This is a genomic window from Bradyrhizobium sp. B025 (assembly GCF_042257955.1).
GTDB lineage: Bacteria > Pseudomonadota > Alphaproteobacteria > Rhizobiales > Xanthobacteraceae > Bradyrhizobium > Bradyrhizobium diazoefficiens.
In genome coordinates this window covers 6687094-6698811 of sequence record NZ_CP170150.1, presented here as the reverse complement: position 1 = coordinate 6698811, position 11718 = coordinate 6687094, and the positions used below count along the sequence as shown (strand labels likewise).

Below are 11718 nucleotides of genomic sequence, written 5' to 3'. Positions count from 1 at the left end.
ATACTTATTTATCTCCAAGCCTGCGGGCGAGGGGTTTCCGCGCCGGTCCTGACGCGCTATCCTCTAGCTTACATGCTCCCGGGAGGGAACCAATCAAGGGAATAGGCGTCATACCCTCCAGTGTAACTCCGTCGCGATCATGGCGATCCAGGCGGTTGTGGCCGTGTTGCGTAAAAAGTCGCTGGCCGGGGAGGTTCGGTCGAGGTCTCGTTGCGTAACGTCTGCCGGCCGCTGCACAGAGTGCATCGGCGGATTCCGATCCGCCTGATGCTTCATCGCCCGGTCGCGAATGGCCATGCTGGGGGAAGGCATGCACGCACATCCTGACGGCCCACCGCTCGCCGTCACCGACGGATCGCAATCAGTCGTGCCGGCCGTAGGTATCGACGCGGCCCACGATCTCGAAATCAACCCATGCACGACGTATCTGCGGCTGCTGGTCGCGGCGGGCTTTGCGATGACCCTGCTCAGCGCCGGCCTTGCCGTCGACTGGTGGGACGGCCTCGGCGACTACGACACGACGGTCGGCTATGCCGGCGTCGCGGTGTTCGGCCTGGTCACCAGCCGGCTGATCTGGATGCTCCCCGCCGAACGCGGGCCGGTGGTGATCGTCACCCCCTATGGCATCCGCGATCTCCGCATCGGCAATGAATTTCTGCTGTGGGAGTCGATTGCGGAGGTTTCGACCGAGGAGCGGCGCGGCCGCAAGGCGATCGTGCTGACGCCGACGCCGGGCTTGCAGCGGCAGCTCTCCTGTATCCGCGCCAACATCCGGTCGACGTCGCGCGGCGTGCAGGACGATCGCATCATCATACGCCCCGACGGACTGGCGACCGATTTTGACACATTGCTGCGCGCCTGCCGCGACTGTCACGCCGCCAGCGATTCACGCACCGCATTGCGGCGGGACCGCGATCAAGGCGCGGAAGGCTCGGGTCCGGTCTCACAAGGCTTGGCCGCACAAGCGTCATAAAGCTGCCGCCGGCTGACGGCTATGCTGCACCGCCGGATAGGCTGATCCCCGGTAACGCCCGGATGTTGCGGCCGAGTGACATTTGCTGGAAATGAGCGAAGATATACATAGATTCGCATAAATAACAGGCAGGTGCCTGTTCGTAACTCACCTGGTTGCCTACGTTGTGCGTTGCGTCGAGTCGGCCCCCGGGTGTCCAATGATCGTCATGTGCTCACGCTGATTCGAAACGGCCTGAGGAACGGTCCGGTAACTGCTTTCGTTTCAGCTTGTAGCGGAACTCACGCGGAGAGGGATCATGTACAACGATTCTCTATTCAACGCTTTCGCTCGGTCGTTCGAGGCGAGAAGCCAGCACGACATGTCGATGGCGGAATATCTGGAATCGTGTCGAAGCGATCCCATGAAATACGCGAACGCGGCCGAACGACTGCTAGCAGCGATCGGTGAACCCCAGACGATTGACACGGCCAAGGACCCACGCCTTGGCCGTATTTTTTTGAACCGCACCATCCGTACCTATCCGGCCTTCGCCGGCTTCTACGGCATGGAAGAAACCATCGAGCGCATCGTTGGTTTCTTCCGGCACGCGGCGCAGGGTCTGGAGGAGCGCAAGCAGATCCTCTATCTGCTCGGCCCCGTCGGCGGCGGCAAATCCTCGCTCGCCGAGCGGCTGAAGTCGCTGATGGAAGTGCATCCGATCTACGTGCTCAAGGCCGGCGACGAACTCTCGCCCGTGTTCGAGAGCCCGCTCAGCCTGTTCGATCCCGATCAGCTCGGGCCGATGCTGGAGGAGAAATACGGCATTCCGCGCCGGCGCCTCACCGGATTGATGAGCCCGTGGTGCTACAAGCGGCTTGAGGCCTTCGGCGGCGACATTTCCCAGTTCCGGGTCGCAAAAATCCAGCCGTCGCGGCTGCGCCAGATCGCGATTGCCAAGACCGAGCCCGGTGACGAGAACAACCAGGACATCTCCTCGCTGGTCGGCAAGGTCGACATCCGCAAGCTCGAGACCTACGCGCAGAACGACCCCGACGCCTACAGCTATTCCGGCGGTCTCAACCGCGCCAATCAGGGTATCCTCGAATTTGTCGAGATGTTCAAGGCGCCGATCAAGATGCTGCACCCGCTGCTCACGGCGACGCAGGAAGGCAACTACATCGGCACCGAGAACATCGGTGCGATCCCGTTCACCGGCATCATCCTCGCGCACTCCAACGAGGCGGAGTGGGCGAGCTTCAAGGCCAACAAGAACAACGAAGCCTTCATCGACCGCATCTGCGTGATCAAGGTGCCCTATGTCCTGCGGGTCACGGAAGAGCAGAAGATCTACGAGAAGCTGATCCAGGGCTCCGAGCTGGCGTCGGCGCCGTGTGCGCCGTCGACGCTGGAGACGATGGCGCGTTTCTCGGTGATGTCGCGCCTGCGCAAGCACGAGAATTCCACCGTGTTTGGCAAGATGCGGGTCTACGACGGCGAGAGCCTGAAGGAATCCGATCCGAAGGCGCGCAGCGTCCAGGAATATCGCGATGCCGCCGGCGTCGACGAGGGCATGGACGGCGTCTCCACGCGCTTTGCCTTCAAGATCCTGGCTGCGACGTTCAACCACGATCCGCAGGAGGTCGCCGCCGACGCCGTGCATCTGATGTACGCGCTGGAGCAGTCGATCAAGCGCGAGCAGCTGCCCGAGGAAGTCGAGAAACGGTACCTCGAATTCATCAAGGCGGACCTCGCGCCGCGCTATGCCGAGTTCATCGGAAACGAGATCCAGAAAGCCTATCTCGAATCCTACTCGGATTACGGCCAGAACCTGTTCGATCGCTACGTCGACTATGCCGATGCCTGGATCGAGGACCAGGACTTCAAGGATCCCGATACGGGACAGCTCCTGGATCGCGAATTGTTGAACCAGGAACTGACCAAAATCGAGAAGCCGGCGGGCATCGCCAACCCCAAGGATTTCCGCAACGAGGTGGTCAAATTCTCGTTACGGTCGCGGGCCCAGAACGGCGGCAAGAATCCGACCTGGACCTCCTACGAGAAGATTCGCGACGTGATCGAAAAGCGGATATTCTCCCAGGTCGAGGACCTGCTTCCGGTCATCTCCTTCGGGTCGAAGAAGGACGGCGAGACGGAGAAGAAGCACGGCGAGTTCGTCGCACGCATGGTGGAGCGCGGCTACACCGAGCGTCAGGTTCGCCGGCTCGTCGAATGGTATATGCGTGTGAAGCAGGCCGGTTGAGGCGGATGGAAAAGTGCCCATTCACATTATTGACAGGCGCCTGAATCCAGGCGGCAAGAGTCTTGAGAACCGCCAGCGGTTCTTGCGTCGGGCCAAATCCCTGGTGCAGGGCGCCGTCAAGAAGACCTCGCAGGAACGCGACATCAAGGACGTCCTGGAGGGTGGTGAGGTCACGATCCCGCTCGACGGGATGCATGAGCCGCGTTTCCGCCGCGAAGGCGGAACGCGCGACATGGTGTTGCCCGGAAACAAGAAGTTCGTCGAGGGCGACTATCTGCAGCGTTCCGGCCAGGGCAGCGCCAAGGATTCCGGTCCCGGCGAAGGCGACAGCGAGGACGCCTTCCGCTTCGTGCTGAGCCGCGACGAATTCGTCGATCTCTTCCTCGACGACCTCGAGCTGCCGGATCTTGCCAAGCGCAAGATCGCGCAGACCGAGAGCGAGGGCATCCAGCGCGCCGGCTACACCACGTCGGGCTCGCCCGCCAACATCTCGGTGAGCCGGACGGTGAAGCTCGCGCTCGCCCGCCGCATCGCGCTCAAGCGTCCCCGCAAGGACGAGATCGAAGAGCTCGAAGCCGCAATCGCGGCATGCACGGACGAGGACGAGCGTGTGGTGCTTCTCGCCGAGCTGGAAAAGCTGATGGCGAAGACGAAGCGGATTCCGTTCATCGATCCGCTCGACATCCGCTACCGCCGCTTCGAGACGGTGCCGAAGCCGGTCGCGCAGGCCGTGATGTTCTGCCTGATGGACGTCTCCGGCTCGATGTCCGAGCACATGAAGGATCTCGCCAAACGCTTCTACATGCTGCTCTACGTGTTCCTGAAGCGCCGCTACAAGCACGTCGAGATCGTCTTCATCCGCCACACCGACCGCGCCGAGGAGGTGGACGAGCAGACCTTCTTCTACGGCCCGGCCTCCGGCGGCACGCTGGTCTCCAGCGCGCTCCAGGCGATGCACGACATCGTGCGCGAGCGCTTCAATCCGTCGGACTGGAACATCTACGCAGCGCAGGCCTCCGACGGCGACAATTCCTATTCCGACGGCGAGCTCACTGGGCTTCTGCTGACCGACAAGATCCTGCCGGTCTGCCAGTTCTTTGCCTATCTCGAGGTCGGCGAGTCCGGCGGCAGCGCCTTCGATCTCTCCGACTCCTCGCTCTGGACCCTCTATGAGCGCCTGCGCAACAGCGGCGCACCGCTCTCGATGCGCAAGGTCAGCGAGCGCAGCGAGATCTTCCCGGTGTTCCACGACCTGTTCCAGCGCCGCGAAACCTCTCAGGAGAAAGCCGCTCCATGACGGAAAGATTGTTCGAAGGCGCGGATTGGGACTTCCACACCTTGCAGCGCATCACCGATGCCTGCGAGGAGGTGGCGAAGAACGATCTCGGGCTCGACGTCTATCCGAACCAGATCGAGGTCATCACCGCCGAGCAGATGCTGGATGCCTACTCGTCGGTCGGCATGCCGCTGTTCTACAAGCACTGGTCCTTCGGCAAGCACTTCGCCTACCACGAGGCCTCCTACCGCAAGGGCCTGATGGGCCTCGCCTATGAGATCGTGATCAACTCCTCGCCCTGCATCTCCTATCTGATGGAGGAGAATACGGCGACGATGCAGACGCTGGTGATCGCGCACGCCGCCTTCGGCCACAATCACTTCTTCAAGAACAACTATCTGTTCAAGCAGTGGACCGACGCCGACGGCATTCTGGACTATCTCGATTTCGCCAAGAACTACGTCATGCAGTGCGAGGAGCGCTACGGCCGCGCCGAGGTCGAGCGTACGCTCGATGCCGCGCACGCGCTGATGTCGCACGGCATCGACCGCTACCCGGGCAAGAAGAAGCTCGACCTGCGCGCCGAGGAGAAGCGGGCAGGGCGTCGCCGCCAGCACGAGGAGGAGGTCTTCAACGACCTCTGGCGCACCGTGCCGGCGGGCAAGAGCAAGAGCCGTTCCGCGCTCAGCGTCGAGCGGCGCCGCAAGCTGCTCGGCCTGCCGCAGGAAAACCTGCTCTACTTCCTGGAAAAGAGCGCGCCGCGGCTGGCGCCCTGGCAGCGCGAATTGCTGCGCATCGTCCGCCACATCGCGCAATATTTCTATCCGCAGAGCCAGACCAAGGTGATGAACGAGGGGACGGCGACCTACGTCCACTATCGCATCATGACCAAGCTGCACCAGCAGGGCCGCATCACCGACGGCAACTTCCTCGAATTCCTGGGATCGCACACCAATGTGGTGTTCCAGCCCGAATTCGACGATCCGCGCTTCTCCGGCTTCAATCCCTACGCGCTCGGCTTCGCCATGATGCAGGACATCGAGCGCATCGTCACCAGCCCGTCGGACGAGGACCGCGAATGGTTCCCTGACATCGCCGGCAAGAACGACGTGATGGGCGTGCTGCGCGACGTCTGGGCCAACTACCGCGACGAGAGCTTCATCGGCCAGTTCCTGAGCCCGAAGCTGATGCGGCAGCTCCGCATGTTCCATCTGCACGACGACCCCGAGGAGCGTGCCGGCATCCGCGTCGATGCCATTCACGACGAGCGCGGCTTCCGCCGCGTCCGGCGCGAGCTGGCGCGGCAGCACGATGTCGGCTACATCGACGCCAATATCGAAGTGGTCGACGTCGATCTCTCCGGCGACCGCCGGCTGATCCTGCATCACCACGTCATCAAGGGCGCACAGCTCAACGAGACCGACGCCAAGCGGGTGCTCCAGCATCTGGCGGACCTCTGGACCTACGACGTCGCGCTGATCGAGGTCGATGCCAACGACAAGGTCCTGCGTGAATATGTCGTGAGCCCGCGCCCGATCCCGGCGGCGGTGGCCTGAGGCGCCGGCAACTTCTGGCGCTTGACGATGAGTCCCTACTAGTGCGCCGACGAAGGTGCGTTCCCTCCCCCACAAGGGGGGAGGGAACGGAGAGAGCGTTGCCTTGCCCTGGCCAGACTCGATTTGACCTCAGCTCATCACGCTTTCGTCTTCGCTGGCTTCTTCTTCACCTTGGACGCGTTCAGGGCCACGGCTGCGCGGATCAGCGCCTTCAGCGCTTTCTCGTTGATTTTCTCGCCTTCGCGAATATCGATCGCGCGCCGCACATTGCCGTCGAGGCTGGAATTGAACAGGCCGGCCGGGTCATCGAGCGCCGCACCCTTTGCAAAGGTCAGCTTCACGACGGCCTTGTAGGTTTCGCCGGTGCAGATGATGCCGTCGTGCTCCCACACGGGAACGCCGCGCCACTTCCATTCCTCGACCACGTCAGGGTCGGCGTCCTTGATCAGGGCGCGAATCCGCCCGAGCATCTCGCCGCGCCAGTCGCCGAGCTCCTTGATCCTGCCGTCGATCAACTTGGACGCCGACGCTCCGTCCGCGTCCTTCGGGCTGCTTGTCTTCATCGCGGCGGCCTTCTTCATGACCTCGCCTCGCGCTGCATGCCGCTGCGCCGGTCAAGATAGGGCAGCGCAAACAGATACAGCCCGGTCGCGAGCAGCGGGATCAGCGGGACGAGCGCCAGGAAACCGATCCACATGGCCTGGATCTGCATGGTCATCGCGACGATGTTCGCGATGACGGCGATCGTGAAGGCGATGGACAGCCAGCGATGGATTTGTCGAATGTTCAACGAGACCTCCTTTGCAATGGTCGGAATGGATGTACGCCGCCGGCTCAATCCGGTCGCGCCAGCAGCTCGTCCAGCTTGGTGAGAAACTGCTTCCAGCCGGCATGCGCGCCGCCATAGGCCTGCTTCTGCGTCGGGCTGAAGCCCGCCTGCTCGACGCGCAGATGCGTGCCCGCATTCGTCGGTGTCAGCGTGAAGGTGACGACGCTTCGCAAGTCGAACGCCGCGTCCTCATGCGCGAAATTCCAGGTGTAGGCGAGCGTCTTCTGCGGCTCGATGGTGAGCACCTCGCAGTCCAGCACGCCGCCCCATTCGCCGCGAAGATTGAAGCGATGGCCGACTGACGGCTTGAAGTCGTTCTTCATCAGCCATTCCTCGATCAGGTGCGGCTGTGTCAGCGCGCGCCAGATCCGCTCGGCCGGAAAGGCAAATTCGCGCTCGATGACGACGGCGCGGGTCTCGCTTGAGGTTTCGGTCATTGGTCCATCCTCTTCAGGAGATCGTCGAGTGCGTCGAGCCGGTTCTGCCAGAACCCGGCCATCTGGCTGGTCCAGTCGAGCAGCGGATTGAGCGCACCGGGCTGGGCGCTGTAATGGGTCTGGCGTCCTTCATGGCGGTCGCGCACGAGGCCGGCCTGCTTCAGCGCGCCGAGATGTTTCGAGACCGCCGGCTGGGAAACGCCCGACCGTGCGGTCAGTGCCCCGACCGTCTGCTCGCCCTCGCGGCACAACCGCTCGAAGATCGCCCGCCGGGTCGGATCGGCGAGCGTCCTGAACAGGAGGTCGGGGGCGGTGGACATGCAAATTCCATAACCATTCAGTTATGGATCAATTCATAACCGCAGGGTTATGGGTAAGTCAAGCGTGTTTGGGGCTATTGGATTTCGATACCGGCCGCAGGCTCCGCTGCACCTCTCCCGCTTGCGGGAGAGGTCGGCGCAAAGCGCCGGGTGAGGGGTTCTCTCCTCTTGGGGGTTCTCGATCGCGGAGACACCCTCTCCCGAGCCCTCCCCCGCGAGCGGGGGAGGGAGCGCACCTTTTTCGTGGCAACAGCAGTGCTCTAAGGCCGCAGATAGAGATATCCCTGCGACTGGAGCTCGGCCAAGCGGACCACGCCGCCTTTCTCCGCGCTGACGAAGCCCGGCAGCAGATCCGTCAGCGTGACGTTCTGCGCCTTCATCGTGTTGCCGCAGGCCGCGAGCTCGACGCCGTCCTTGGAGAACTCGCCGACGCGCTTGCTGACATCGGGGTTGGCCTGCGCCGAGTGAAACGCCTTCAGCGCCGGCCCGTGGATCACCAGCGCGATCGTGACGTGCTCGGGGCCGCCGACGCCGTCGATGTGGTTCTGGATGTTGCCGAGCACGAAATTGACCTTCTCGGCGTCGCTGAGGTGATAGACGACCTTGAGCCTGTTCGACGGCGGAGCCTCGGTCGCGGCCTGTGCGCGGGAGGCGCCGAGCGCCGCACCTAGCGCTGAAACGGCGCTCCACAGGATGTTCCGGCGGTTCATGGCGATCTCCCTCGGCTACGCCCGAATTTGCCGGACACATATCACTTGTGGCGGAGCGCGGCGAGTTCCTTGCGGTCGGTCACCAGCGAGGCGCACTCGCCATTGTCGGTGCGGTCGAGGCGGAAAATCTTGTCGTCGGCGCCGGCGACCAGCGATTGCTCGGCCTCGTCATCCGGCTTGTTGTTCTGCCAGACCCTGACCTGTTCGAGCCGGATGATGGCGGACCTGTTGTCCTTGGACAGCGCCACTTCGATGCCACCGCCTTCGCAGTCGACCCCGCAGCCCATGCGGACTTCGTCGCCCTCCGTGAGAAGCACCGCGTGGCTGCCGCATGACCCGCTGGAGTCGAAATCGCCGCTGCGATGGCGATAGCGGAAGCCCAGGCGGAAGGAATTGTGGAGTTGCTTGTCCTCCTTGTCGGTTTCCGCGGAGATCAGCAGCTTCATCGACGCGACCTTCTGCTTGGGATGCCGCGCCAGATGCTCGGCATCGTAGCGGCGGACGAAGCAGGCATAGGCCTTGTCACCCGGCGCTCCCGCATAGATTCGGGCCGTGAAGGCGTCGGCTTCGGCCTTTGTGGTTTCCCGGACTTTATCGGCCTCATCGGCGTGGGCGAGGCCGGTGAATGCGGCAAGGACAAGCGGCAGGAGGAGGGCAAGCTTCATGGTCGCACCGAACGCGTGAGCCGTTGACGGCCCGCGGCGGGACGGTCAGGGCCGATTGGCCGTTAGTCGCGGGCGGAAAGCGTTGCGTTCAAGCGTTCCTGGCCGCACGCCTCGCGGGCAGCCTCGCGCAAGGTTCCCGCTGTAACAATTTGGAAGGAGGGGGGTTGGTAAGCCCCTGGTTGTTGCAGATGACTGGTGGCGGTCAAAATGTCCATAAGTCAGAACTTGCCCAACCTTGCGATCGGCTATTCCCTTGCGCGGCTGTTCAAGTTGCTGGGAGCCAGCCTGCTGGCGACGCTGCTGTGCGGCGCGCTCGCATTCAGCTGGCACTATGGCAAGGACATCGCCACGATCCAGATCGCGCTCAGCTATTTCGGCATCGTGTTTTTCGGCCTGACCACCTGCAAGACGCTCTCGACATTGATCTCCGCCAGGGAGCCGGTCCTCTTCATCACCCGTATCGGCATTCGCGACACCAGGATCGCCGATGACACCATCTCGTGGAGATCGGTGAGGGACATATCGATCTTTCGGTATCGCAGCCAGAAGATCGTCGTTCTTCAGGTCGATCCTCTTCTTGCCGGGCGGTTCGAAGGCGGCTTTCTGAAGCGCGTCTTGTCGCTGCTGAACAAGCCCATTGGCGCGGACGGCGTGCTCGTCACGGGCGGCCTGACCATGGACGGCGAAACGCTGTTCGAGACCTGCAAGCAATACTGGACGGCCGGCCGGTTGGCATATTCGGGTCGCGCCGCAGCTGAGCCCGAGCCTGTCCATTGAAGCCCGATGTGTCTTGGCTGAACCAGTGGCGGACTCCGTCGCCCTGAGTGAGAAGCACCGCGTGGCTGCCGCACGACCCGCTGGAGTCGAAATCGTCGCTGCGATGGCGATAGCGGAAGCCCAGGCGGGCCGTTAGTCGCAGGGTAAGCGCGGCGCGTTCACGTTCGCTCCTCCCAGACATCGTCATCACTGGACCGACATGAGATGGATGTTCCGAGCGGTGCTTTAGTCGCTGGTTGGACCGGAAGGGTTCAAGGTCGTCGCTCCCTGGAACTCGATGTCGCGAGTCCTTCGACATTGTCCCAGTTTGTCAATGTGATAGCCTTCACAGACGATTGCTTCTCGAAATCGTAGGGTGGGGCGGCCTTTGTAAGTTTGTGGAGTCCCCGCGCAATGGGCGAAATTCGCAACTTCAGATCCGGGAATCAGAACGAGCCGCCTTCGCACGGCGCCATGCCTCGTCGTCTCGCAGCAATCATTGTCGGTGACATCGCTTCCTACAGCCGCTTGATGCAGGCCGACGAGGAAGGCACGCATGTCCGCGTCAAGCGGATTGAGCGGGACCTCATCGAGCCCAGTATCGTCGAGCACCATGGAAGCCTGGTGAAGACGACGGGCGACGGCTTCATCGCTATCTTCGATAGCCCTGTTGAGGCCGTTCGCTGCAGCATCGTCATCCAGCAGAATCTCATCGGCCGCAATGCCTCGCTTCCGAAGCACTCCCGGATCGAGTACCGAATTGGCGTCAATCTCGGCGATGTCATCATCGAGCCGGACGACGTTTACGGCGATGGCGTCAACATCGCCACGCGTATCGAGGGCATTGCCGAGCCCGGTCAGGTCTACATCTCGGGCGCGATCTACGAGCAGATCAAGCACAAGGTGGTGTGCGGCTACGAGGCCCTTGGCGACCGCAAGGTGAAGAACATCACCGACCCCGTACGCATCTATCGCGTCCTGCCCGACGCAGATGCCGTCGGCGGGACGCGAGGCCGGCGCGAGAATACCTTGATCTTTCTCCTCAGCTTGACGTTGCTGGTCAGCGCAGCCGGCGTGCTCTGGTATCTTCTGGCGCAGCCGCCCGGCAAGGGAAGCGAGCAGGCCGCCACGCCGACTGCCTCTCCGGTCGCATCTCCTGTCCAGCAGCCTCCGGCGCGCGAATCGGCCGTGCCGACGCCGCAACCGTCGCCCTCGTTGGCTTCACCTGCGCCGCCGGCACCGACGCCGACGCCCAGCCAATCGCCGACGCCCGCCAGCGAGCCGGACATGACCGCCATTCGCGGCGGTAGCTTCACGATGGGAAGCAACGACGATCCGACCGAACGCCCTGTTCACCAGGTCGCGATCAAGCCATTCTCGATCAGCAAATACCCTGTGACGGTGCGGGAGTGGAATGAATGCGCCGCCGCAAAGGCGTGTGGCTTTACGGCGATCGGGAAGGACGACGCCCCCGTCACGAATGTAAGCTGGACCGATGCCCAGCAATATGCGGCCTGGCTGGCGCAGGCGACGAAGAAGCCGTACCGGCTTCCGAGCGAAGCGGAATGGGAATATGCGGCGCGCGGCGGAACGCAGAGCAAATATTGGTGGGGCGACAAGCTCCAGCCGGGCATGGCCGGGTGCAAGGATTGCGGTGACGCAGCCGCCGAGCAGCCGTCGAAGGTCGGCAGCTTCAAACCCAATCCATTTGGACTCTACGATATGGGCGGCGGCGTCGATCAGTGGGTCGCCGATTGCTGGCACAGGACTTATCAAGGCGCGCCCAATGACGGTTCGGCATGGAGCGGTGGGGACTGCAGTTCGCACGTCCTGCGCTCGGGCTCCTGGAAGAACGATTCGAGATACGTGCGGCCGTCCAACCGCGACGGTTACGATACCAATGTTCGTTACCCGACGCATGGATTCCGCGTCGCGCTCGGTCCTTGAGTGCAGG

General features: G+C 62.9%; 12 protein-coding genes. 6 read left to right on the top strand and 6 right to left on the bottom strand.

Annotated features, from left to right (window positions below; genetic code table 11):
- The first annotated feature begins 289 nt into the window (after window positions 1-289).
- The 4 genes from ACE10W_RS31520 (at window position 290) to ACE10W_RS31505 (ending at window position 6047) form a co-directional block, all read left to right on the top strand.
- Window positions 290-973 (top strand): STM3941 family protein, encoded by a 684-nt coding sequence (locus ACE10W_RS31520; protein ID WP_028174547.1) that lies wholly within the window; start codon window positions 290-292, stop codon window positions 971-973.
- Window positions 974-1271: 298 nt separating this feature from the next.
- The gene (locus ACE10W_RS31515; RefSeq protein ID WP_011089495.1) at window positions 1272-3215 is read left to right on the top strand and encodes a PrkA family serine protein kinase; all 1944 of its coding nucleotides are present in this window, start codon (window positions 1272-1274) and stop codon (window positions 3213-3215) included.
- Window positions 3216-3234: 19 nt separating this feature from the next.
- Window positions 3235-4512, top strand: a complete 1278-nt coding sequence (locus ACE10W_RS31510) for a YeaH/YhbH family protein (RefSeq protein ID WP_028174548.1) — start codon at window positions 3235-3237, stop codon at window positions 4510-4512.
- Entirely contained in the window at window positions 4509-6047 is a 1539-nt protein-coding gene (locus ACE10W_RS31505; RefSeq protein WP_011089493.1) for a SpoVR family protein, read from the top strand. Before ACE10W_RS31510 ends, ACE10W_RS31505 begins: the two co-directional genes overlap by 4 nt.
- A gap of 137 nt (window positions 6048-6184) precedes the next feature.
- Here ACE10W_RS31505 and ACE10W_RS31500 read toward each other — a convergent pair whose 3' ends face one another.
- From ACE10W_RS31500 to ACE10W_RS31475, 6 genes are all read right to left on the bottom strand, one after another.
- Window positions 6185-6628 (bottom strand): DUF1801 domain-containing protein, encoded by a 444-nt coding sequence (locus ACE10W_RS31500; RefSeq protein ID WP_011089492.1) that lies wholly within the window; start codon window positions 6626-6628, stop codon window positions 6185-6187.
- Window positions 6625-6837 carry a hypothetical protein gene (locus ACE10W_RS31495; RefSeq protein ID WP_375762373.1) on the bottom strand — a complete coding sequence of 71 codons (213 nt, stop codon included), beginning with the start codon at window positions 6835-6837 and terminating at the stop codon, window positions 6625-6627. The genes ACE10W_RS31500 and ACE10W_RS31495 overlap by 4 nt, the downstream gene beginning before the upstream one ends.
- Before the next feature lie 44 nt (window positions 6838-6881).
- A complete protein-coding gene (locus ACE10W_RS31490; RefSeq protein WP_011089490.1) occupies window positions 6882-7313 on the bottom strand; it encodes an SRPBCC domain-containing protein in 432 nt (143 codons plus the stop codon).
- Window positions 7310-7633: a helix-turn-helix transcriptional regulator gene (locus tag ACE10W_RS31485; protein ID WP_011089489.1), complete on the bottom strand. Its 324-nt coding sequence runs from the start codon at window positions 7631-7633 to the stop codon at window positions 7310-7312. Before ACE10W_RS31485 ends, ACE10W_RS31490 begins: the two co-directional genes overlap by 4 nt.
- A gap of 260 nt (window positions 7634-7893) precedes the next feature.
- Entirely contained in the window at window positions 7894-8343 is a 450-nt protein-coding gene (locus ACE10W_RS31480) for a DsrE family protein (protein ID WP_028174550.1), read from the bottom strand.
- A gap of 41 nt (window positions 8344-8384) precedes the next feature.
- A complete protein-coding gene (locus tag ACE10W_RS31475) occupies window positions 8385-9008 on the bottom strand; it encodes a hypothetical protein (protein ID WP_028174551.1) in 624 nt (207 codons plus the stop codon).
- A 207-nt stretch (window positions 9009-9215) separates the two neighbouring features.
- On the opposite strand from ACE10W_RS31475, the gene ACE10W_RS31470 reads away from it, so the two are divergent.
- Entirely contained in the window at window positions 9216-9785 is a 570-nt protein-coding gene (locus ACE10W_RS31470) for an STM3941 family protein (protein ID WP_028174552.1), read from the top strand.
- Window positions 9786-10178: 393 nt separating this feature from the next.
- Window positions 10179-11711: an SUMF1/EgtB/PvdO family nonheme iron enzyme gene (locus tag ACE10W_RS31465; protein WP_028174553.1), complete on the top strand. Its 1533-nt coding sequence runs from the start codon at window positions 10179-10181 to the stop codon at window positions 11709-11711.
- The last annotated feature ends 7 nt before the right edge of the window (window positions 11712-11718 follow it).

Bases quoted from the DNA above. Each gene is read 5' to 3' on its own strand.
- ACE10W_RS31470 (WP_028174552.1), top strand. From the start codon at position 9,216: ATGTCCATAAGTCAGAACTTGCCCAACCTTGCGATCGGCTATTCCCTT.
- ACE10W_RS31515 (WP_011089495.1), top strand. From the start codon at position 1,272: ATGTACAACGATTCTCTATTCAACGCTTTCGCTCGGTCGTTCGAGGCG.
- ACE10W_RS31465 (WP_028174553.1), top strand. From the start codon at position 10,179: ATGGGCGAAATTCGCAACTTCAGATCCGGGAATCAGAACGAGCCGCCT.
- ACE10W_RS31520 (WP_028174547.1), top strand. From the start codon at position 290: ATGGCCATGCTGGGGGAAGGCATGCACGCACATCCTGACGGCCCACCG.
- ACE10W_RS31490 (WP_011089490.1), bottom strand. From the start codon at position 7,313: ATGACCGAAACCTCAAGCGAGACCCGCGCCGTCGTCATCGAGCGCGAA.
- ACE10W_RS31505 (WP_011089493.1), top strand. From the start codon at position 4,509: ATGACGGAAAGATTGTTCGAAGGCGCGGATTGGGACTTCCACACCTTG.
- ACE10W_RS31480 (WP_028174550.1), bottom strand. From the start codon at position 8,343: ATGAACCGCCGGAACATCCTGTGGAGCGCCGTTTCAGCGCTAGGTGCG.
- ACE10W_RS31485 (WP_011089489.1), bottom strand. From the start codon at position 7,633: ATGTCCACCGCCCCCGACCTCCTGTTCAGGACGCTCGCCGATCCGACC.
- ACE10W_RS31500 (WP_011089492.1), bottom strand. From the start codon at position 6,628: ATGAAGAAGGCCGCCGCGATGAAGACAAGCAGCCCGAAGGACGCGGAC.
- ACE10W_RS31475 (WP_028174551.1), bottom strand. From the start codon at position 9,008: ATGAAGCTTGCCCTCCTCCTGCCGCTTGTCCTTGCCGCATTCACCGGC.